The 20,411-nt window shown below is 72.4% G+C and carries 17 protein-coding genes and 2 pseudogenes; 11 read left to right on the top strand and 8 right to left on the bottom strand.

Features of this window, described 5'->3' with window-relative positions; genetic code table 11:
* Positions 1 to 79 precede the first annotated feature (79 nt).
* Both ACIQWX_RS38835 and ACIQWX_RS38840 read left to right on the top strand, forming a co-directional pair.
* Positions 80 to 532, top strand: coding sequence for a cupin domain-containing protein (locus ACIQWX_RS38835; protein WP_400882073.1), 453 nt, complete (start codon positions 80 to 82; stop codon positions 530 to 532).
* Between the two features lie 20 nt (positions 533 to 552).
* Complete coding sequence (locus ACIQWX_RS38840) at positions 553 to 1,332, top strand: alpha/beta fold hydrolase (RefSeq protein WP_400882076.1); 780 nt, start codon at positions 553 to 555, stop codon at positions 1,330 to 1,332.
* A 6-nt stretch (positions 1,333 to 1,338) separates the two neighbouring features.
* On the opposite strand, the gene ACIQWX_RS38845 is transcribed toward ACIQWX_RS38840, so the two are convergent.
* Positions 1,339 to 2,265, bottom strand: coding sequence for a hypothetical protein (locus ACIQWX_RS38845; protein ID WP_400882079.1), 927 nt, complete (start codon positions 2,263 to 2,265; stop codon positions 1,339 to 1,341).
* A 274-nt stretch (positions 2,266 to 2,539) separates the two neighbouring features.
* Between ACIQWX_RS38845 and ACIQWX_RS38850 the strand changes: the two genes are divergently transcribed.
* On the top strand, positions 2,540 to 3,304 hold the full coding sequence (locus ACIQWX_RS38850) for a S1 family peptidase (RefSeq protein ID WP_400882081.1): 765 nt from the start codon (positions 2,540 to 2,542) through the stop codon (positions 3,302 to 3,304).
* A gap of 54 nt (positions 3,305 to 3,358) precedes the next feature.
* Here the strand turns inward: ACIQWX_RS38850 and ACIQWX_RS38855 are convergent, their stop codons facing one another.
* Positions 3,359 to 4,489, bottom strand: coding sequence for a serine hydrolase domain-containing protein (locus ACIQWX_RS38855; RefSeq protein WP_400882084.1), 1,131 nt, complete (start codon positions 4,487 to 4,489; stop codon positions 3,359 to 3,361).
* 175 nt (positions 4,490 to 4,664) lie between these two features.
* Between ACIQWX_RS38855 and ACIQWX_RS38860 the strand changes: the two genes are divergently transcribed.
* The 3 genes from ACIQWX_RS38860 to ACIQWX_RS38870 are packed head-to-tail and all read left to right on the top strand — an operon-like array spanning position 4,665 to position 7,728.
* On the top strand, positions 4,665 to 5,417 hold the full coding sequence (locus tag ACIQWX_RS38860; protein ID WP_400882087.1) for an SDR family oxidoreductase: 753 nt from the start codon (positions 4,665 to 4,667) through the stop codon (positions 5,415 to 5,417).
* Positions 5,414 to 6,184, top strand: coding sequence for an SDR family oxidoreductase (locus ACIQWX_RS38865; protein ID WP_400882090.1), 771 nt, complete (start codon positions 5,414 to 5,416; stop codon positions 6,182 to 6,184). The genes ACIQWX_RS38860 and ACIQWX_RS38865 overlap by 4 nt, the downstream gene beginning before the upstream one ends.
* On the top strand, positions 6,181 to 7,728 hold the full coding sequence (locus ACIQWX_RS38870; protein WP_400882093.1) for an acyl-CoA carboxylase subunit beta: 1,548 nt from the start codon (positions 6,181 to 6,183) through the stop codon (positions 7,726 to 7,728). The genes ACIQWX_RS38865 and ACIQWX_RS38870 overlap by 4 nt, the downstream gene beginning before the upstream one ends.
* Here ACIQWX_RS38870 and ACIQWX_RS38875 read toward each other — a convergent pair.
* The 4 genes and pseudogenes from ACIQWX_RS38875 to ACIQWX_RS38890 all read right to left on the bottom strand — a co-directional run.
* Positions 7,725 to 8,237, bottom strand: coding sequence for a dihydrofolate reductase family protein (locus ACIQWX_RS38875; protein WP_400882096.1), 513 nt, complete (start codon positions 8,235 to 8,237; stop codon positions 7,725 to 7,727). The two genes, ACIQWX_RS38870 and ACIQWX_RS38875, sit on opposite strands and share 4 nt — an antisense overlap.
* A 60-nt stretch (positions 8,238 to 8,297) precedes the next feature.
* Positions 8,298 to 8,462 carry a hypothetical protein gene (locus tag ACIQWX_RS38880; RefSeq protein WP_400883141.1) on the bottom strand — a complete coding sequence of 55 codons (165 nt, stop codon included), beginning with the start codon at positions 8,460 to 8,462 and terminating at the stop codon, positions 8,298 to 8,300.
* 73 nt (positions 8,463 to 8,535) lie between these two features.
* A pseudogene (locus ACIQWX_RS38885) lies at positions 8,536 to 8,796 on the bottom strand (enoyl-CoA hydratase-related protein); the annotation flags it as partial.
* A 145-nt stretch (positions 8,797 to 8,941) separates the two neighbouring features.
* Positions 8,942 to 9,094: pseudogene (locus ACIQWX_RS38890) on the bottom strand (enoyl-CoA hydratase); the annotation flags it as partial.
* A gap of 432 nt (positions 9,095 to 9,526) precedes the next feature.
* Between ACIQWX_RS38890 and ACIQWX_RS38895 the strand changes: the two are divergent.
* A complete protein-coding gene (locus ACIQWX_RS38895; protein ID WP_400882099.1) occupies positions 9,527 to 12,595 on the top strand; it encodes a glycoside hydrolase family 2 TIM barrel-domain containing protein in 3,069 nt (1,022 codons plus the stop codon).
* Here ACIQWX_RS38895 and ACIQWX_RS38900 read toward each other — a convergent pair.
* On the bottom strand, positions 12,575 to 13,387 hold the full coding sequence (locus tag ACIQWX_RS38900; RefSeq protein WP_400882102.1) for a hypothetical protein: 813 nt from the start codon (positions 13,385 to 13,387) through the stop codon (positions 12,575 to 12,577). The genes ACIQWX_RS38895 and ACIQWX_RS38900 overlap by 21 nt on opposite strands.
* A 286-nt stretch (positions 13,388 to 13,673) precedes the next feature.
* On the opposite strand from ACIQWX_RS38900, the gene ACIQWX_RS38905 reads away from it, so the two are divergent.
* Genes ACIQWX_RS38905 through ACIQWX_RS38920 form a run of 4 tightly spaced genes read left to right on the top strand, consistent with a single transcriptional unit; the run spans position 13,674 to position 19,315 of the window.
* Positions 13,674 to 15,326, top strand: a complete 1,653-nt coding sequence (locus ACIQWX_RS38905; protein WP_400882105.1) for an AMP-binding protein — start codon at positions 13,674 to 13,676, stop codon at positions 15,324 to 15,326.
* A gap of 5 nt (positions 15,327 to 15,331) precedes the next feature.
* Positions 15,332 to 16,300 carry a phosphotriesterase gene (locus tag ACIQWX_RS38910; protein ID WP_400882108.1) on the top strand — a complete coding sequence of 323 codons (969 nt, stop codon included), beginning with the start codon at positions 15,332 to 15,334 and terminating at the stop codon, positions 16,298 to 16,300.
* A gap of 43 nt (positions 16,301 to 16,343) precedes the next feature.
* A complete protein-coding gene (locus ACIQWX_RS38915) occupies positions 16,344 to 16,967 on the top strand; it encodes a TetR/AcrR family transcriptional regulator (protein ID WP_400882110.1) in 624 nt (207 codons plus the stop codon).
* Positions 16,964 to 19,315, top strand: a complete 2,352-nt coding sequence (locus ACIQWX_RS38920; RefSeq protein WP_400882113.1) for a hypothetical protein — start codon at positions 16,964 to 16,966, stop codon at positions 19,313 to 19,315. The genes ACIQWX_RS38915 and ACIQWX_RS38920 overlap by 4 nt, the downstream gene beginning before the upstream one ends.
* Here ACIQWX_RS38920 and ACIQWX_RS38925 read toward each other — a convergent pair.
* The gene (locus ACIQWX_RS38925; RefSeq protein ID WP_400882117.1) at positions 19,312 to 20,184 is read right to left on the bottom strand and encodes an alpha/beta fold hydrolase; all 873 of its coding nucleotides are present in this window, start codon (positions 20,182 to 20,184) and stop codon (positions 19,312 to 19,314) included. The two genes, ACIQWX_RS38920 and ACIQWX_RS38925, sit on opposite strands and share 4 nt — an antisense overlap.
* Positions 20,185 to 20,411: the final 227 nt, after the last annotated feature.

Here is a 20,411-nt window from a genome sequence, read left to right on the forward strand (position 1 = left end):
GCAAACTAGTGAGAGTGTACTTGCGCGAGTTGACTCTCGTAAGTACGTTGGTTGCAGAACCTCGATCAAGGAGCTCGGCATGGCGGACGTAGTGGTCGTCGGACCGGACGGCGGCGAGTCGATCGCCATCGGCACCACCGTGGTGCGGATCCTGGAAGACGGCAGCACCACCGAGCACCGGCTCGGCATGGCGGAGATCGTCGTCGCCCCGCACACCGACGGGCCGCCCCAGCACCGCCACGCCCAGCACGACGAAGGCTTCTACGTCGTGTCGGGCCGGGTCACCTTCACCGTCGGCACGCAGGAGCACCACGCGACGGCGGGCACGCTCGTGATGGTCCCGCCGGGAGCCCCGCACACCTTCGCCAACCACGGCGACGAGCCCGCGGTCATGGTCAACACCTTCACCCCGGACCTGTACGTCGGCTACTTCCGGGACCTCCGCGACATGATCGCCGGCGGCCGCCGGCCCACGCCGGACGCGATCGCCGAGGTCATGCGGGCGTACGCCACCGAGCCCGCCACCGACTGACCGACCAGGAGAACACACCCATGACGAACACCCAGCGCGTCGACCTCGCCGAGTCCGGTCCGGTCGACGTCACCTACACCGCGTACGGCACCGGCCGCCCGCTGCTCCTGCTCCACGGCGGCGCGGGACCGCAGTCGGTGACCGGGTTCGCCGAGCGCCTCGCCGCGGACGGCTTCCGCGTGCTCGTGCCGGTCCACCCCGGATTCGAGGGCACGCCCCGGCCCGAGTCCCTGACGACGATCGCCGGGCTGGCGAGGCTCTACGCCGCGCTGCTGACCGAACTCGACCTGACCGGCGTCACGGTGACCGGCAACTCCATCGGCGGGTGGATCACCGCGGAGCTGGCCCTGCTCGGCTCCCCGCGGGTGGCCGGGGTGGTGCTGGTCGACGCGGTCGGCCTGGACCTCCCGGAAGCGCCGATCGCGGACTTCTTCGGCCTCACGATGGACCAGGTCGCCGAGCTGAGCTACGCGAACCCGGACGCGTTCCGCATCGACCCCGCCAAGCTGCCACCGGAGCGCCAGGCGGCGATGGCCGGCAACCGGGGAGCCTTGCGGGTCTACGGCGGCACGACGATGGCCGACCCGACGCTGCTGGGCCGCCTGCCTGCCGCGACGACGCCGGCGCTGGTGGTGTGGGGCGCGGCGGACCGGATCGTGCCGCCGGAGCACGGAAAGGCCTACAGCGACGCCTTGCCCGACGCGAAGTTCGTGCTGATCGAGGAGGCCGGGCACCTGCCGCAGCTGGAGACGCCCGGGAAGCTGCAGAACCTCGTCACGGAGTTCGCGAAGGACGCCTGAGCGGGGTCACGGCCAGCTCCACCGCAGGCCCCGGATACCGGGCCCGCCGCCGCTGGTGAAGACGTGCGCCGGTGCCGCCGGGGACAGCGGCACCTCCGTCACGTCCCGCTCCGGCCCACCCGGTGACTCCAGCCGGTAGCTCTCGCACTTCTCCGGCAGCTCCGCGAAGTGGACCTCCAGCAGGTGCGCGGCCACCGGGTGGCGGAACCGGCGGTCGTAGCTCGTGTCCGGAACCCCGTCCGTGTAAGCGAATTCGTACTCGAGGATCGCCGTCTCGCCGACCGCCAGCGACCGGCTCGGCACCAGTTCGCTGAGCACGAACCCCGGCTCCGGCAGCACCTCGGTCCGCACCGGACGGCAGTAGCGCGTCGACACCAGCCGCGGCGGGCGGCCGGGCGCGCAGCCGCGCAACGCCACCACCTTGGCCTGCACCGGTTCTTCGACCGCGCGGACGACTTCGCGCACCCGCAACCGGGTCAGCGACCGGTCGGCGCCGACGTGCAGCTCCTCGTGCAGGCTGAGCACCACCAGCGACGTCTCCTCGGCCGCGTCGAACGACCGCAGGGCCGGGAGAACCCCGTTGCGGGCTCCCCACAAGCGCTCCCACCGCACCGGGTCCGGCGCGTCCGGCCGGCCGGGCCGGGCCAGCAGGTCGGTCAACGCCCGCGCGGGCACGCCGAGGACGTCCTCCAGCACCGCGACCGCGCGCAGCGAGTCCGGCCGCTCGGGCCGGGTCCGGCCGGTGCGCCAGTAGCTGAGCGTCGTCGTGCTGACCGGGACGCCCGCGCCCGCCAGCCGGTCGCGGAGGCGGGCCAGCCCGAGTCCACTGCGGTCGATGGCCAGGGAAAGCGCCCGGCTGAACGGGCCGTCGGCGAGCGCGCGCGCCAGCTCCCGCTCGGCGAGGTCCGGGTGCGGCACCGCGAACAACGGCATCGTGATCCTCGGTGTTGGTGCGGGGAAAGGATTTCCGGAACGGGCGGATCACGCGCGGCCGGTACGGGCGTCCGGTGACGGTGGTGCCGGACCGCCTTCGGTTTAGCAGCCGCGGATCACCGCTGTCACCCGACGAACGTCGGCCGCGGCGAAGGCAACCCGTCTAAGGGACTGTCTTGTTCCGTTGATCGGCTCGGATCTTCGGACGGTTACCGCGGGCGCACCGCGCGCTTACGTTCGGTGAGTCCCCACCGGTCCCCTCCGAGGAGTCCCCATGCGTGAGTCATCCCGCCGGTTCGCCCGTGCCGCCGCCCTGCTGGCCGGTTCGGCCGCGGCCCTCGCCACGCTCGCCGCCCCCGCGTCGGCCGCCACGCCCGTCGCGCCGCTTTCGCCCGACGCCCAGCCGTCGATCATCGGCGGCAGCACCGCCCAGAACCCCGGCTACATCACCCGCTTCAACGGCCACGCCAACGGTTACACGTTCTTCTGCACCAGCACGCTGATCGGCGCGCGCTGGGTGCTGACCGCGAAGCACTGCATGTACGACAACAACGGGCAGCGGCTGACCGACATCGACCTCTACGTCGGGTCGAACAGCGCTTCCGGTGGCGTGCACGCGAAAGCGTCGTCGACCTACGTCTACTCCGGCGGCGACCTCGCCCTGATCAAGCTGAACACCAACGGCGGCAGCACGTTCGCGCGGCTCGCGTCGAGCTCCTCGGACGCGCAGGAGGGCGACGCCGCCACCGTCTACGGCTGGGGCGCGACCCAGTCCTCGGACGAGGGCAGCCACCAGTCGAGCGTGCTGAAGAAGGCGTCGGTGCGGATCTCCGACACCTCCGCGAGCGACTACTCCGGCGGGCCGGCGATCTCGGCCGACACGCCGAACGGCGCGGTGGCCGGCGGCGACTCCGGCGGCCCGATGGTCGACGGCGGCGTGCAGGTGGGCGTCTGCTCGACCAGCGACCGGTCCAGCACCACCACCTACGGCAGCGTCGCCGCCGGCCGGAGCTGGATCCGCCAGGTCAGCGGCGTCTGACGGAGACCCGGGTCGCCGGCCGTGCCCCGACCGGCCGGCGACCCGCACCACCGTTCACCCGAGCGCGGCGTAGACCGCGTCGACGTAGGTGGTGCTGCGGTCGGAGCCGATGACGCCGGGCGCCATCTTGTTCATCACGTAGGAGATCGTCAGCCGCCGGTCGAGGTCGGCGATGATCACCGAACCGCCCCAGCCGCCCCAGAAGCAGACCCGGCCGTCGCGGACCCACGGCACCGCGTCGGGCCGGGGCAGGGCGTAGCCGATGCCCCAGCGCAGCGGGATCCCGAGGCCGAGGTCGATCCCGTTCGCCTGCTCTTCGAAGACGAGGCCGATCGTGTCCGGGCCGAGCAGCCGGACACCGCCGACCGTGCCGCCGAGGGCGAGCGCCGAAAGCATCCGCGCGACCGAGCGGGCGTTGCCGTGGCCGTTCACCGCCCCGAGGTCCGCGCGGCGCCACGCCGGCGTGTTGGCGACGGCCGCGTCGACGGCCGGACCGGACAGGGTTCGCGCCATGACGCTGCCGGGCTCGGGGGTGAACTGCGCGGGCGGGGGTGGCACGACCGGCGCGATCCGCGGCCGGTCGGCCTCCGCGGCGCCGATCCGGAAGTCCGCCTCCAGCGGGCCGGCGATCTCCTCGGCGACGAAGTCCTTGACCGACCTGCCACTGACCCGCCGGATCACCTCACCGGCCAGGTGGCCGAAGTTCGTGGCGTGGTAGCCCGAGGCGGTGCCCGGCGTCCACCACGGCGCCTGCGCGGCGAGCCGGGCCGTCGTCTTGTCCCAGTCGTAGAGGTCCTCGACCACGGCCGGCTGTTCCAGCCCGGACACCCCGGACGTGTGCGACAGCAGGTGCCGCACTTCGACGTGCTCCTTGCCGTTCGCGGCGAACTCGGGCCAGTACCGGGCGACCGGCGCGTGGAGGTCGAGGGCGCCGCGGTCGGCGAGCACCAGGGCCGCCAGGCTGACGACGGTCTTGGTGGTCGACCAGACGTTGGTGATGGTGTCCCGCTGCCACGGCGTCGTGCGCGCCTCGTCGTGGAAGCCGCCCCAGAGGTCGACGACGAGCTCGCCGTCGAGGTCGACGACGAGGGACGCGCCGAGTTCCTCACCGGCGGCGAGGTTCTGCCGCAGCGCGTCGCGGACGGGGGCGAAGCGGGGATCATGAGTTCCGTGCACTTCGGTCATCGTCCTACGCTAAAACCTGACACCGGTGTCAGGGGCAAGAGCGGAGTGTGGGCGGGCCGCCGGCCGCCGGTGTGACGCGCGTCGGCTTGAGAGGATGGCGCGGGCGCGCATAATGGGCACCTGACCGACCGCTTAGCATGTGCCGGGTACCACACCGCGAAGGAGACACACTGCCGTGAACTCGTTCAAGGATCGCGTCGCGATCGTCACGGGGGCCAGCCGGGGCATCGGCCTCGGGATCGCGAAGACGCTCGTCGAGCGCGGGGCCAAGGTGTGCATCACCGCGCGCAAGCCCGACGCCCTCGAGGAGGCCGTCAACGAGCTCGGCGGGCCCGACGTCGCCATGTTCGTGCCCGGCAAGGCCGACGACACCGACCACCAGGACGAGGCCGTCGCGAAGACGATCGAGACCTTCGGCCGGCTCGACTACCTGGTCAACAACACCGGCATCAACCCCGTCTACGGGTCCACCCTGGACATCGACCCGGCCGCCGCGGCGAAGATCCTCGGCGTCAACGTGCTCGCGCCGCTCGGCTGGACCAAGCGCGCCCGCGACGCGTGGATGGGCGAGCACGGCGGTGCGGTCGTCAACGTGGCTTCCGTCGCCGGCCTCGGCGCCTCGCCGGGCATCGGCATGTACGGCGTCAGCAAGGCCGCGCTGATCCGGCTCACCGTGGAACTCGGCGCCGAGCTCGGGCCGAAGATCCGCGTCAACGCCGTCGCGCCCGCGGTCGTCAAGACGAAGTTCGCGACCGCGCTCTACGAAGGCCGTGAGGAAGAGGTCTCCGCGGCGTACCCGATGAAACGCCTCGGCGTGCCGGCCGACATCGCCGGCGCGGTCGCCTTCCTGCTGTCCGACGACGCGAGCTGGATCACCGGCCAGACGATGGTCCTCGACGGCGGCGTCACCCTGGGCGGTGGCCTGTGACCGGCGTCGTCGTCACCGGCGGGGGCGGCGGCATCGGTGCCGCGCTGGCCCGCCGCTTCGCCGCGGACGGTGCCCAGGTCGTCGTGGCCGACCTCGACGGCGACAAGGCCGGCGAAGTGGCCGCGGAGATCGGCGGCACGGCGTTCGTCGGCGACGTCGCGAGCGTCGACGGTGTCGCGAAGCTGATCTCGGCGGCTCGCGAGACCCTCGGCGAGATCGACGTCTACTGCGCCAACGCGGGCATCGCGCCCTTCGGCGGCGCGGAAAGCCCCGAAGCGGTCTGGGCCCGCACCTGGGACGTCAACGTCATGTCCCACGTCCGCGCGGCGAACCAGCTGCTGCCCGCGTGGCTCGAGCGCGGCCGGGGGCACTTCATCGCGACGGTGTCGGCGGCCGGCCTGCTGACCAGCCTCGGTTCGGCGCCGTACTCGGTGACCAAGCACGGCGCCCTGGCCTTCGCCGAGTACCTCTCGGCGACCTACCGGCACCGCGGCATCACCGTGCAGGCGATCTGCCCGCAGGGCGTGCGCACCGCGATGCTGGAGAGCACCGGCACCGCCGGGCAGCTGCTGATGGGCGCGTCGGCGATCGAGCCGGAGCAGGTGGCGGACGCGCTGTTCGCGGCGATGGAGTCGAAGCAGTTCCTGGTGCTGCCGCACCCGGAGGTCGCGGACTACTACGCGGCGCGCGCCACGCAGACCGACCGGTGGCTCGGCGGGATGAACAAGCTGCAGCGCAAGGTCGAAGCGGCCGTCGAAGCCGAATGAGCTGGCAGCCGGAGGTCGACGAGATCGCGCGGCGGCGCGAGCTGGCCGAACGCATGGGCGGGCCCGAGAAGGTGGCCCGCCAGCACGCCGCCGGGCGCTCGACGGTCCGCGAGCGGATCGCGGCGCTCGCCGACCCCGGCAGCTTCGACGAAATCGGGGCGCTCGCCGGGACCGCGTCCTATGTGGACGAGTCGCTGGAAGCGTTCACCCCGGCCAACTTCGTCATCGGCACCGCCCGGCTCGACGGCCGGCGCGTGGCGATCGGCGGCGACGACTTCACGGTCCGCGGTGGCGCCGCCGACGCGGCGATCATGGAGAAGCAGGTCTACGCCGAGCGGCTGGCGAACGAGCTGGGCCTGCCCCTGGTGCGGCTGATCGAGGGCACCGGGGGCGGCGGCAGCGTCAAGGTGCTGGAGCAGCACGGGTTCACCTACGTCCCGGTCAACCCGGGCTGGGACCTCGTGGTGGACAACCTTTCCACGGTGCCGGTGGTCGCGCTCTGCCTGGGCCCGGTCGCGGGGCTCGGCGCCGCGCGGGCGGTCATGTCCCACCTGAACGTCCTGGTCGAGGGCGCCGGGCAGCTGTTCGTCGCCGGGCCGCCGGTCGTCAAGCACGCGACGGGGGAGGACCTCACCAAGGAGGAGCTGGGCGGCGCCGACGTCCACCGGCGCAGCGGCGCGGTCGACCGGATCGTGGCTTCCGAGGCCGAGGCTTTCTCGGTGGCGAAACAGTTCCTGTCGTACCTGCCGTCCTCTGTGGACGCACTGCCACCGGTTTCGTCCACTTCGGACCCGGTGGACCGGGCCGACGAGGGGTTGCTGTCGCTGGTGCCGCGCAACCGGCGGCACCCGTACCGCTTGCGGCCGTTGCTGGAGGGCGTGTTCGACTCCGGATCGGTGTTCGACTACGCCGTGTCGGGAGGCTCGGCCTATGCGGGGCTGGCGCGCCTGAACGGGCACCCGGTCGGCGTGCTGGCGACCGACCCGTACCGCGGCGCGACGCTGACACCCGAAGGCGCCGACGTCGTGACGCGGCTGGTCGACCTCTGCGAGACGTTCCACCTGCCGCTGGTGTCGCTGACCGACCAGGCGGGCATGGTGATCGGCGCGGCGGCCGAACGCGCGGGCGCGATCCGCCACGGCGCCCGCGCGGTGACCGCGGTGTACCAGGCGCGGGTCCCGATGGCCGAGGTGATCGTCCGGCGCGTGTTCGGCGTCGGCGGCGCGGGCCAGGTCAACCGCCACCGCCTGGTCCGCCGCTGGGCGTGGCCCTCGGGCGACTGGGGATCGCTGCCGGTCGAGGGCGGCATCGAGGCGGCCTACCGAGCCGAGCTGGACGCGGCCGACGACCGGGCGGCGCGGATCGAGGAGATCCGCGCCCGCCTGGACGCGGTGCGCTCGCCGTTCCGCACGGCGGAGCGGTTCTCGGTCGAGGACGTCATCGACCCGCGCGAGACCCGCGCGCGGCTGTGCGACTGGGTGCCGGACGCCTACGCCGTGCTGCCGAAACTGCTCGGCCGGCCGTCGTTCGGGACGCGGCCCTAGACGACCCGGTACCGGTTGGGCTCGACGACCTCGAGGCCGACGGGCTTGCCACCGGGGCGGTCGAACATCCGGACGCCGTCGCCGAGCAGCACGGGGACGGGCATCGCGAGGATCTCGTCGAGCACCCCGGCGTCGAGGCACTGCCGGGCGACGTCCGCGCCGAGGACGTTGACGTACTTCTCCCCGGCGGCCCGCTTCGCTTTGTCGACGGCTTCGGCGAGGTCGCCGACGAAGGTGACGTCCGGCGCCGGGGGAGCGGGCCGGTGGGTGAGCACGAACTGCGGGCCCTCCCAGCCGCCGCCGAAGGCCTTGCCCTCGGCCTCGGTACCGCGGTGGGGATCGTCGCCGTCGTAGGTCCGCCGCCCGACCAGCAGCGCGCCGATCTCGGGGATCAGCTCGTCGACCACGGGATCGGGGCCGAGGTACGGCGTCAGCCAGGACATGTCCCCGCCGGGGCCGGCGATGAAGCCGTCGAGCGAGCAGCTGAAGCCGTAGAGCAGTTTCGCCATGGTGTCTCCTCGAGCCGGTGTTTCACGGTCACCGGTACCGACGCGTGATGGCCGGAAAACTCATCGGCCGGCGTGGGGCGGAAACTTCGGCTCGCGGCGTTCGTTCCAGCTGGCCAGCCCCTCGGCCAGCTCCGGACGCCCGAACGACTCGATCATGAGCGCGGTCGCCTCCCGGGCGGCCTCCTCCAGCGGCAGCAGCGCTTCCCGGGCGAACTGCGCCTTCATCACGGCCATCGACCGCGGCGCGCTGTAAGGTCGCCAGCTCGGTCGCGTAGGCGTGGGCGCGCAGGCCCAGCTCCTCCGCCGGGACCACCTCCTGGACCAAGCCGTAGTCCACGGCCTGCTCCGCCGTGAACGTCCGCCCGGAAAGCAGCAGGTCACGAGCCCGGCCGTCGCCCACCAGCGTGGGCAGCAGCTTCGCGATGCCGTACTCGGCGATCAGCCCGCGCCGGGAGAAGGCCGTGGTGAACTTGGCGCCGGCCGCGGCGAAGCGGACGTCCGCGGAGCACGCGATCACGAAGCCCAGGCCCGCGCAGCCGCCGTTGACCGCGGCGACCACCGGGACACCGACCGCCGACGCCGCCAGGACGTCGCGGAAGTTCTCGTGCCCGCCGCCGGACGCCGGGGGCGGCGGCGATGTTGTCGAGCAAGCCCAAGTCGGCGCCGGGGCAGAACGCCTTGCCCGCCCCCGTGACGACGACCGCGCGCACGTCGGGGTCCGCGTCGGCCTGCCGGAGGAGGGCGCCGTAGCGGGCCTGCATCGGCACGTCCATCGCGTTGCTGCGGTCGGGCTTGTCGAACGTCAGCGTGGCCACCGGGCCGTCCGCCGCGTACCGCACTCCGTCCACAGTGGACATGATTGCCTCCTCGGGTCGGTGACCATACTAAGCGGTCGCTTGGAGGTTCGTCACGTGTCGGCGGGGAACCGCTGCGGGAAGTGGTCGGCCGGGCCGCGCCGCCCCGCCCCGCTGGCCAGGTGCCTGACCCACTTGACTACCTCGCCCCGCCGCCAGGCGGCCCCGGCCGCCTGGTCCCGCCGGTTCGCTCGGCCGCGCTGGTCCGCCTGGTGTCCTCGCCCGCCTGGCCGCAGCCAGGCAGCGTTGCCGCGAGCCGACCTCGTCGAGGCGACCCGTCCGCCGAGTCGAACCAGCGGAGCCGCTCCCGATCCGCCGAGCCCACCCACCGCCGCCCACCTGTCCCCGGTTCGAAATTATCGAACCCTTTGGCCGCCCGGAAACCCTTGTGCAATAGTGCTTTCCGCCGCATCAGCCCGCCGAAGGGACTCTCCGATGCCGAACACCCCGAGCAGACGCGTGGTCCTGGGCGGCCTCGGTGCCGCCGTCGTCACCTCCGCCGTCGCTCCCGCCGCGCGGGCCGCCGAAACCCTCACGCGACCCGCCCTCCACCTCACCGGCCGGACCACCGACCTCGGCGCCGGCTGGCGATTCGCCCTCGCCAACCCCGACGGCGTCACCGACCCCAGCGGCCGCTTCGACGCCGCCGCCGACCCCGCCTACGACGACTCCGCCTGGCAGCTCGTCGACGTCCCGCACGACTGGAGCATCGAACTCCCGCCCACCGACCAGGGCACCCAGAGCGGCTCCGGCTTCTTCAAAGGCGGCCTCGGCTGGTACCGCCGCACCTTCACCCTGCCGCCGTCCGTCGCCGGGAAGCGGGTGTCCGTCGAGTTCGACGGCGTCTACTCCGACGCCCACGTCCACCTCAACGGCGAACTCCTCGGCAACCACCCCTACGCCTACACCGGCTTCGCCTTCGACCTCACCGGCCGCCTGCACACCGACGGCCGGACACCGAACGTCCTGGCCGTCCGCGCCGTGAACCCGCTGCCCAGCAGCCGCTGGTACTCCGGCAGCGGGATCTACCGCACCGTCCGGCTCGTCGTCACCGAACCGGTGCACATCGCCCGGCACGGCACCTTCGTCACGACGCCGGACATCGCCGCCGGGCGCGGGACCGTGCGGGTGACCACCGACGTCGTCAACGCCGAAGCCACCGCACTCGCCGCCCGGGTGCGCACCACCGTCACCGACCCCGCGGGCCGCGTGGTCGCGACCGGCGAGACGACCGTGCCGGTGCCCGCCGGGGCGACCGCGACGGCCGTCATCAGCCAGCGCGTCGGGCAACCCCGGCTCTGGTCGGTCGAGGAACCGCAGCTGTACCGCGTCCGGACCGACGTCGTCGTGGCCGGCCGCGTGCTCGACACGACCACCACCGACTTCGGCTTCCGGTACACCGAGTTCCACCCCGACCGCGGGTTCTCGCTCAACGGCGAGCCGATGAAGCTGCGCGGGGTCAACCTGCACTCGACGCAGGGCCCGCTCGGCGCGGTGATCGACGTCGCGGCGCTCGAACGCCAGCTGCGGCTGATGCTCGCCATGGGCGCCAACGCGCTGCGGACCGCCCACAACCCGCCCGCGCCCGAGCTGGTGACCGTCTGCGACCGGCTCGGGATCCTCCTGATGGTCGAGGCGTTCGACTGCTGGCGGACCGGGAAGCTCGAGTTCGACTACCACCGCGACTTCGACGCGTGGAGCGGGCGCGACATCGCGGAAATGGTGCACGCGGCCAGGAACTCGCCGTCGGTCGTGCTGTGGTCGATCGGCAACGAGGTGCCGGACGCGTCGATGGCGGGCGGCCCGGCCATCGCGGCCGAGCTGATCAAGACCGTCCGCGCGATCGACCCCACCCGGCCCGTCATCATGGGCTCGGACCGCTACCGCAGCGTGCCCGCGCCCGGCTCGCCGCAGGACCTGATCCTGCGGCAGCTCGACGGCCTCGGCGTCAACTACAACACCGCGCAGTCGATCGACGGGCTGCACGCGGCCTACCCGGACAAGTTCTTCTTCGAGTCCGAGTCGTCGTCGGAAACCTCGACGCGCGGGGTGTACCAGGACCCGGACCTGCTCAACACCGGCGAGAACCACACGCCGGGCAAGCGCGCGACGTCGTCGTACGACAACAACCTGGCCTCGTGGACGTTCAGCGGCGAGTACTCGCTCAAGAAGGACCGCGACCGCCGGTTCTGCCAGGGCCAGTTCCTCTGGGCAGGCCAGGACTACCTGGGCGAGCCGACGCCGTACGACGTCTTCCCGGTCAAGACGTCGTTCTTCGGCGCGATCGACAGCGCGGGCCTGCCCAAGGACGCCTTCCACCTCTTCCGCAGCCAGTGGACGACCACGCCGATGGTGCACCTGACGCCGATGGACTGGACGACGCACCGGCCCGGTGCGCCGGTCGCGGTGTGGGTGTACTCCACTGTGGACACCGTCGAACTGGTCCTCAACGGACGGTCGCTCGGCGTCAAGCGGTTCGATCGTAAGACCACTGTGGACGGACGCCCGTACCTGGAGACGTCCGAACCCGCCGGCGACGACAAGAACGACCCCTCCGGCAGCTACACGAGCCCGAACGGCGGCACCGGCAAGCTGCACCTGACGTGGACCGTGCCCTTCGAACCCGGCACGCTCACGGCGATCGCCACATCCGGCGGCCGCGAAGTGGCGCGCGACCGGCTCGTCACGGCCGGGCCGCCGCGCGCTGTCTGGCTGACCGCCGAACCGCGGGGTGACGGCGCGATGGCGTTCGTGACCGCGTCCATTGTGGACGCACATGGCGTCGTGGTACCCGGCGCCGAACCGGTGCTGCGGTTCGGTGTCCGCGGGCCGGGGCGGGTCGCCGGCGTCGACAACGGCCGCCAGGAACTCGCCCAGAGCTACCAGCAGCCGACGATCCCGGCGTTCCGCGGCCAGGCGGTCGCCGTCATCGCCGCGACCGGCGGCCGGGGCCCGATCACCGTCACGGCGAGCGCGCCGGGTCTGGCGCCAGGGACGACCACGGTGCCGGGAACGAACTTGGGACAGCGCAACGGTCCCGGCGCCCGGGCCGTGGACCGGCCGGTGACCCCGGTGTTCGCGGCCGCGGACGCGAGTTACTCGGGCGCACCGGACACGCTGCCGGCGGCGATGCTGGACGGCGACCCCGCGACGGCCTGGTCGAACTTCTACGTCAAGCAGGCCACGGCGACGCTGCCCGCGGTGAGCCGGCCGCGAGCGCAGGACTGGGTGTCGCTCGCCTTCCCCGCTGCCCGGCGGATCGGCGCGGTGACGGCGAACTTCGTCGTGGACGCGAAACACGCGCTGCCGTCGGCGATCGACGTCGCCTACCGCACGGCGAAGGGGTGGGAGCCGGTGCGGAACCCGGAGGTGACGTGGGGGAGCGGCTCGAACGACCCGACGACGCTCGAGTTCGCTCCCGTCACGACGACCGAAGTGCGGATCTCCATGTCCGCCAGGGGGTTCCTGCGAATCAGCGCCCTGTCAGCGGCTGCAGGGGGCTAGCGCGTCTAGGCCCTGCGGCTTGTCGGCGGTGCGGCCGATGGCGGTCGCGATGCGGTTGATCGTCGCGACGCGCTTGTCCTCGAGCGGGCCGAGGATGGCGTTCTGCACGAAGTTCGCGCCGCCTTCGCCCGCACTGGTGACGAGCCGGTTGTTGGCTTCGGCGATTTGCGTGTCGAGCAGGTCGAGGTTGCGCTGGACTTCGGCCTGGGCCGACGCCGGGATGGCGGGGAGCTGCGAGGCGACGTCGGGGCAGGTGATCTCCCCGGCCGTGTTCCCGGTGTTCCCGGTGTTGCCCGAAGTGCCGCCGTTCTGGGCCGGTGCCGTCGACACGGTGCCGGCGCCGGTGCCGGCCTGCCCGCCCAGCGAGCACGTGGCCAGGCTGTCGAGCCCTTGCGGTTTCTGGCCCTGGCGGCCGATGGCGATGGCGATCCGGTCGATCGTCGAGACGCGCTTGTCCTTCAACGGCCCGAGAATTGCGTTCTGGACGAAGTTCGGCCCGCCCTGACCGACGGTGCTGACCAGGCGGTTGTTGGCCTCGGAAAGCTGCGTGGTCAGCAGGTCGAGGTTGCGCTGGACTTCGGCCTGGGCCGACGCCGGGATGGCGGGGAGCTGCGAAGCGACGTCCGGGCAGGTGATCTGCCCGGTCGGGGCCGCGCCGGCCGCGTTGGCCGCGCCGGGGTCGCCGACGGTCGTCGCGATCACCAGAGCCCCGGCCGCGATCGCGAGGCCGAGGGCCGCCGTCGCGATCTTCGTCCGCCGCGAGAGGCGGTGCCGTCCACCGGTAGCAGGCATGAATCACTCCAAGTTAGCGTGAACAGAGAGGGACCACACGGGCAGCGCGCGGTTGTTCCGAATGGCGCGGCCGAGTGGGCCGCGGACGTCATCGTGGCTGCTCCACCGGGGATTTGTCCAGGGAAAAACGGTAATCGGAGAGATGCTGAACCATTCCGAACCGGCGTCCGTATTGGTCAGTGAAAGGCGGCTTCTGCGATTCCCGCGAAGCCGGGTCTTGACGCGGACCGCCCGCGCCTCCTAGCGTCGCCATACCGACCGGTCGGTGTCCAAGGGAGGTCACTGGATGAGCTGGTACGACGCGAAGCCCTGGCTCGCGAGCTACGACGAACGAGTGCGGGACGCGGAGCCGGCGCCGCCGACGACGCTGCCGGAGTCGTTCCGCCGCGCCGTGGCCGCCGGGCCCGAGCGGACGGCGATCGCGTACTTCGACGCGCGGCTGAGCTACCGCGAGGTCGACGAGCTCTCCGACGGCTTCGCGCGCTACCTGGCGCAAAACGGCTTCGCCCGCGGCGACCGGCTCGCCTTGGTGCTGCAGAACATCCCGCAGTTCGTGATCGCGCTGCTCGGCGCGTGGAAGGCCGGCGGCATCGTCGTGCCGGTCAACCCGATGTACCGCGAGCGCGAGCTCACGCACGTCTTCACCGACGCCGGTGTCAAGGCGGTCGTCTGCTCGCAGCGCGGCTGGAACGCCTACATCGGCGAAACGGCCGCGGCCAACGGCGTCGGCATCGCCCTCACCACCAGCGAACTGGAGTTCCAGACCCGCGACGACGAGCGCGTCTTCGCCAAGGTCGAAAAGGAGGAGACGCCGGGCGCGACCGAGCTCCTCGAAGCCGCCGCGACGCCGGGCCCGAAGCCGCCGGAACCCGCGTTCGCGCTCGGCGACACCGCGCTGATCAGCTACACCTCCGGCACGAGCGGCACGCCGAAGGGCGCCACCAACACCCACGGCAACATCGGCACCAACGCCGCCGGGCTCGGCTCGTTCAGCGGTCTCCCGGCGGGCTCGACGCTCTTCGGGCTCGCGCCGCTGTTCCACATCACCGGCATGGTCTGCGAAGTCGGCTCCGCGATCGACATCGGCGGCACACTCGCCCTCGCGTACCGCTTCGAGCCGGGGGTCGTGCTCGACGCCTTCCTCGAACACCGGCCGTCGTACACGGTCGGGCCGTCCACGGCCTACATGGCGCTGATGGCGCACCCGTCGTTCAGCCGCGACCACTTCGCGTCGTTCGCCCTGCTCTACTCCGGCGGCGCCGCGCTGCCGCCCGCCGTCGTCGAGGCCTTCCGCGCGAAGACCGGCCACTACATCCACAACGGCTACGGCCTCACCGAGACCACGGCGGGCTGCGTCGTCGTCCCCGGCACGCTCGAAGCGCCGATCGACCCGGAGTCCGGCACGATCTCGATCGGCCTGCCGGTGCCGGACACGATCGTCCGCATCCTCGGCGAGAACGGCGAGGAGCTGCCGTTCGGGCAGGCGGGCGAGATCGCCGTCGAGGGCCCGATGGTCGTCTCCGGCTACTGGAACCGCCCCGACGCCACCGCCGAGGCGCTGCCCGGCGGGCGGCTGCTCACCGGCGACATCGGCTTCATGGACGAGCGCGGCTGGGTGTACGTCGTCGACCGCAAGAAGGACATGATCAACGCGTCCGGCTTCAAGGTCTGGCCGCGCGAGGTCGAAGACGTCCTGTACACGCACCCGGCGGTCCGCGAGGCCGCCGTCGTCGGGATCGCCGACGAATACCGCGGCGAGACGGTCAAGGCGTACGTCAGCCCGGCGCCGGGCGCGACCGCCGACCCCGCGGACCTGGTCGCCTGGTGCAAGGAACGGCTCGCCGCCTACAAGTACCCGCGCACCATCGAAGTCCTCGACGAGCTGCCGAAGACCACCAGCGGCAAGATCCTCCGCCGCGAACTGCGGGCGCGGGGGTAGCGGGCGTGGTCGAGACCGTTCGCGGCGCCATCGCGCCGGAAGCACTGGGCCGGGTCCTGATGCACGAGCACCTCTTCGTGCTGAGCCCCGAGTTCGTCGCCAACTACCCGGAGCACGAAGGGTTCAAGGAGGACGAGCACGTCCCCGACGCGATCCGGCGGCTCAAAGAGCTGAAGGACGCGGGGATCGACACGATCGTCGACCCGACCGTGATCGGGCTGGGCCGGTACATCCCGCGCGTGCAGCGGGTCGCCGCCGAGGTCGAGGTCAACATCGTCGTCGCGACCGGGCTCTACACGTACAACGACGTGCCGCACTACCTGCACTTCCGCGGGCCAGGGACGATGCTGGAGGGCGAAGACCCGCTCGTCGGGATGTTCGTCGGGGACATCCGCGAGGGCATCGCGGGCACCGGCGTCAAGGCGGCGCTGCTCAAGTGCGCGACCGACGAACCCGGCGTGACGCCCGGCGTCGAGCGGGTGCTGCGGGCGGTCGCGAAGGCGCACGTCGAGACCGGCGCGCCGATCATGACCCACACCCACGCGGGCAGCAGGCGGGGCGTGGAGCAGCAGGCGATCTTCGACGAAGAGGGCGTCGACCTGGCCAAGGTGCTGGTCGGGCACTCCGGCGACTCGACGGACCTCGGGTACCTGACCGAGCTGGCCGACCGCGGGTCGCTGCTCGGCATGGACCGGTTCGGCCTCGACCTGCTGCTGCCGTTCGAGGACCGGGTGAACACCGTCGCGGCGATGTGCGAACGCGGCTACGCGGGCAGCATGGTCCTCTCGCACGACGCCGCCTGCTACATCGACTGGCTGCCCTCGGAGCAGCTGCCCGTGCTGACGCCGAACTGGCACTACCTGCACATCACGCGGGAGGTGCTGCCCGCCCTGCGGGAACGCGGGGTGTCCGAAACGGACATCACGACCATGCTGGTGGACAACCCGCGGCGGTTCCTGTCCTGGGCCGGGTGAGCCGTTATCCTGTCCGTTCGAAACCGGAGAGGGGGTACTTGCGATGACCAGGGCAAGCACCCGTAAGCCGGGCGAAGCGGGTGGCGACGACCAGGCCGCCGTGCCGCGGCGGCTGCTGGAGCACGCCACGAAGCTGTTCGCCAAGAAAGGCTTCGACCGGACGTCGGTCCAGGAGATCGTCGAGGCCGCGGGCGTCACCAAGGGCGCGATGTACCACTACTTCGGCTCGAAGGACGACCTGCTCTACGAGATCTACGCGCGCGTCCTGCGGGAGCAGACCCGGCAGCTGGAGAGCGTCGCCTCGTCGGACGCCCCGCTGCGCGAACGGCTCGGCGCCGCCGCGTCCGACGTCGTCGTGTCGAGCATCGACAACCTCGACGACAACACGATCTTCCTGCAGTCGATGCACCAGCTCTCCCCGGACAAGCAGAAGGCGGTGCGCGCCGAGCGCCGCAAGTACCACGAGCGCTTCCGCGGCCTGATCGAGGAAGGCCAGGCGTCGGGGGAGTTCCGCACGGACAAGCCGGCCGACGTGGTCGTCGACTTCTTCTTCGGCTCGGTCCACCACCTGGGTTCCTGGTACCGCCGCGGCGGCACGCTCTCGGCGCGGCAGGTCGGCGACCACTACGCGGACCTGCTCCTGGACGCGCTGCGGCCACCTGCGTGACACTGCCCGTCGTCGCCAAGCTGACCGGCGCGGAACGAGAGCTGGTCGACGCCGCCCGGAGCGGTCTCGCGTACGTGACCGACACCCCGGTGCGGGCCGCCGTCCTGCGCGAGCTGCTGCTCGGCCTGCGTGGCCCGGTGGACCCGCGCGGGGTGCGCGTCGGCGGCGCCCGGATCGCCGGGACGCTGAACCTGGACCACGTCGAGGCGCCGGTCGGGCTGCAGCTGGTCGACTGCGTGGTCGTGAACACGATCTCCGCGCGGGCCGCGACGCTGCCGTGGCTCGACCTGTCCGGCAGCCGGATCGCGGGAGTGGACGGCACCGGCGTCCGGATCGGCCACGACCTCGACCTCACCGGGGTCCGCGCGACCGGCTCCGGCGACTTCGGCGTGATCTGCCTGCGCGACGCCCGCGTCGACGGCCTGGCCGTCTTCGCCCGCGCGGAGATCCGCAGTGGTGACGGCCCCGCGTTGTACCTCGACGACCTCGAATGCCGGGCGCTCAAGGGTGCCGGCCTGCGGGCGACCGGCATCGGCGCCGGCGGCGCGGTCCGCCTGCTCGGCGCGCGCGTTTCCGGAGAGGTCTTCTTCGGCGAAGCGGCGCTCACGAACGAGTCCGGGCCGGTGGTGTTCGCCGACGGCGCGGTGGCTGAGGAAGACTTCAGCTTGACCGGCGCCACGGTGACCGGCGCCGGCGAGGACGGCGCGCTCCGCCTGCTCGGCGCCCGGATCGGCGGCCAGCTCGACCTCGGCGACGCCACGCTCGTGAACGACAGCGGCCCGGCCGTCGGCGCCGACCGCCTCCGCGCCGGCGGCCTGTACGGCACCGGCGTCACCGTGACCGGCGCGGTCTCGCTGCTCGGCGCCCGGATCGACGGCCAGGTCAACCTCGGCGGCGCGGTCCTCGCCAACCCCCGCGGGCGAGCGTTGAGCGCCGACAGCGCCCGGATCGAGGGCAGCGTCCACGCCCGCGGCCTGCGGGCGAGCGGGACGGTGTCCCTGCAGGCAGCGCACGTGCACGGGGACCTTTACCTGGGAGGTGCCGAACTCGCCGACGACACGGGACCGGCGCTGAGCGGAGACCGGCTGCGGGTGGACGGCAGCCTGCGCCTGGCCGGGCTGACGGCGATCGGCTCGATCCGCCTGGCCGGCGCCCGCGTGCTCGGCCACGCCGACTTCGAGGGCGTCACGGTCACCTCGTCCGGCGGCCCGGCGCTGCTCGCCGGGGGCACGCACATCGGCGACACCCTGGATCTCACCGGTGCCCGGCTGACTGGCGCGGTCCAGCTGTACCGCGCCGAGGTCGGCGGGCAGGTCCTGTTCAGGGATACCGAGGTCACCACCGGGCCGGGCTCCGCGCTCGATGCCGACGACACCCGGATCGGCACCGAGCTGGACCTCACGGGCGCGAAGGTGACCAGCTCGTCCGAGGCCGGCGCGGTGAGCCTGCGGGGCGCCCGGATCGACGGTCCGTGCACCCTCGACGGCGCCGTCGTCACCAACGACGCCGGTCCGGCCGTGGTCGCCGACCGGTGCTGGGTCCGCGAGAACTGGGAGGCGACCGGGCTCAAGGCGACCGGTGCCGGCGCGGTGGCCGCGGTCCGCCTGCTGGGTGCTCACGTGGGCGGCCGGCTCGCCTTCACCGGGGCGGAGATCGGCGCGGCCGGGACCCACGTCAGCCTCGATGCCGCCGTGGTCGACGGGCCGGTCTTCGTCCCGGCGGGACTCGGCCGCGTGGAGCTCGACGGCTTCCGGTTCGGCTCCCTCGGCGACGTCACCTGGCGCGAATGGCTCCTGCTGGTGCGCGACCACACGGCCGCGTACCGGCCCGGGCCGTACCAGCAGCTGGCGGCGTCGGAGCGCGCCGCCGGGCACGACGGGAACGCGCGGCAGATCCTCATCGCCCAGCAGCGGGACCTGCAACGGCGGGCGCCGAAGGCCATCGGCGGCTGGCCCGCCCGGCGGTTCCACTGGCTCTGGGGCTTCCTCGCCGGCTACGGCTACCGCGCCCGGCGGACCGCGGCCGCGTTGCTGCTCGCGGTGGTCGCGGCCGGGGGACTGGGGCTGTGGGCCGGGCACGTCGGCTCCGGCGGGCACCGCGCGGCCGAGCGGACGGCGGACCTCACGGCCGCGACCGGCACGCCGTGCACGACGGTGGAGCTGGTCGGCGTCGGCCTGGATCGCGGGCTGCCGCTGTCTCCGGGGGTGCGCGGGCGGTGCGACCTCAACACCGGGATCGCCGCCGGGCAGTGGTTCACGGTGGCGATCTGGCTGGTCCAGGCCGCGATCTGGGCGCTGGCCACGCTGGCGCTCGTCGGTTACACGGGCCTGGTCCGCAAGACCGGTTAGTGGCGCCGGAGGTGGTCGAGCAGGAGGGCGATGACCTCGTCGGGGGCCTCCATCGCCATCCACTGGCTCGCGCCCTCGATGATCTGGAAGCGGTACTCCGCGTCGATGTGGTGGACGGTCAGCTCCGCGGCGCTCTGGCCGAGGTACGGGTCCTCGCTGCCCCACAGGTAGAGCGTCGGGACGGTGATGCGGCCCGCCGGGACGTCGAAAACGTCGTTGGTGGCGCCGCGGTACCAATTCAGCGTCGCGGTCAGCGCACCCGGTTCGGAAAGGCGTTCGACGGTGCGTTCGACGATTTCGACCGGAATCCGCCGATTGTAGACAGCGCGTAATTGCGCGGCTTCGTCGCGTAAGAGGAATTTCTCGGCTTTGCCGACGCCGCGGCGGAAGAAGCGGATGTAGCCGAGGTCGTGGAACTGCCCGTCGTCGGTGGCGGCCGCGCGCTGCAGGGCCGACGGGTGCGGGGTGGAGAGGACGGTCAGCGACCGCAGCCGGTGCGGGTGCGCGGTGGCCAGCGCCCAGGCGACCATGCCGCCCCAGTCGCGCGCGACCAGGTGGAACCGGTCGGCGCCCTGGCTGTCGGCGAAGGCGAGGGCGTCGCCGACCAGGTGCTCGATGGAGTAGTGCTCGACGCTCTCGGGCCGCGCTTCGCGGGCGTACCCGCGCTGGTCGACGGCGAGGGCGCGATAGCCGGCCTCGCCGAGGGCGTGCAGCTGCTCGGTCCAGGATTCGGCGAATTCGGGCCAGCCGTGCAGCATCAGGACGAGCTCACCGGAGCGCGGCCCGCAGGTGAGCGCGCTGTGCCGATGCCCGCCGACGGCGACGGCCAATTCCTCGAGCGCTTCCGTCGGCGCGACGGCGAATTCCATGGCGCCCAGGCTAGATCCGGGTGGGTGGGGAGAACCATGGGAACGGGGGCACTTTTGCCACCCTTTTGCCTCTCGGGTGGCGTGGCTCACAGCATTTTCGCTCAGATGAGCGAAAATTCGGAAGAAAAGCCGAAGGGGATTCACGAAAGGCGGCGCGGGCCCCAGCGCCCCAAGGTGGCCTTGGTTGCGTCAGACGCACCCAATGTGGCCTTCGGTGCGTCAGACGC

It is taken from the genome of Amycolatopsis sp. NPDC098790, from assembly GCF_044759945.1.
Taxonomy (GTDB): Bacteria; Actinomycetota; Actinomycetes; order Mycobacteriales; family Pseudonocardiaceae; genus Amycolatopsis.

What these genes read in the sequence shown, in the direction of transcription:
- ACIQWX_RS38835 (WP_400882073.1), top strand. Translation starts at nt 80, where the DNA reads ATGGCGGACGTAGTGGTCGTCGGACCGGACGGCGGCGAGTCGATCGCC.
- ACIQWX_RS38840 (WP_400882076.1), top strand. Translation starts at nt 553, where the DNA reads ATGACGAACACCCAGCGCGTCGACCTCGCCGAGTCCGGTCCGGTCGAC.
- ACIQWX_RS38845 (WP_400882079.1), bottom strand. Translation starts at nt 2,265, where the DNA reads ATGCCGTTGTTCGCGGTGCCGCACCCGGACCTCGCCGAGCGGGAGCTG.
- ACIQWX_RS38850 (WP_400882081.1), top strand. Translation starts at nt 2,540, where the DNA reads ATGCGTGAGTCATCCCGCCGGTTCGCCCGTGCCGCCGCCCTGCTGGCC.
- ACIQWX_RS38855 (WP_400882084.1), bottom strand. Translation starts at nt 4,489, where the DNA reads ATGACCGAAGTGCACGGAACTCATGATCCCCGCTTCGCCCCCGTCCGC.
- ACIQWX_RS38870 (WP_400882093.1), top strand. Translation starts at nt 6,181, where the DNA reads ATGAGCTGGCAGCCGGAGGTCGACGAGATCGCGCGGCGGCGCGAGCTG.
- ACIQWX_RS38875 (WP_400882096.1), bottom strand. Translation starts at nt 8,237, where the DNA reads ATGGCGAAACTGCTCTACGGCTTCAGCTGCTCGCTCGACGGCTTCATC.
- ACIQWX_RS38880 (WP_400883141.1), bottom strand. Translation starts at nt 8,462, where the DNA reads ATGAAGGCGCAGTTCGCCCGGGAAGCGCTGCTGCCGCTGGAGGAGGCC.
- ACIQWX_RS38895 (WP_400882099.1), top strand. Translation starts at nt 9,527, where the DNA reads ATGCCGAACACCCCGAGCAGACGCGTGGTCCTGGGCGGCCTCGGTGCC.
- ACIQWX_RS38900 (WP_400882102.1), bottom strand. Translation starts at nt 13,387, where the DNA reads ATGCCTGCTACCGGTGGACGGCACCGCCTCTCGCGGCGGACGAAGATC.
- ACIQWX_RS38905 (WP_400882105.1), top strand. Translation starts at nt 13,674, where the DNA reads ATGAGCTGGTACGACGCGAAGCCCTGGCTCGCGAGCTACGACGAACGA.
- ACIQWX_RS38915 (WP_400882110.1), top strand. Translation starts at nt 16,344, where the DNA reads ATGACCAGGGCAAGCACCCGTAAGCCGGGCGAAGCGGGTGGCGACGAC.
- ACIQWX_RS38925 (WP_400882117.1), bottom strand. Translation starts at nt 20,184, where the DNA reads ATGGAATTCGCCGTCGCGCCGACGGAAGCGCTCGAGGAATTGGCCGTC.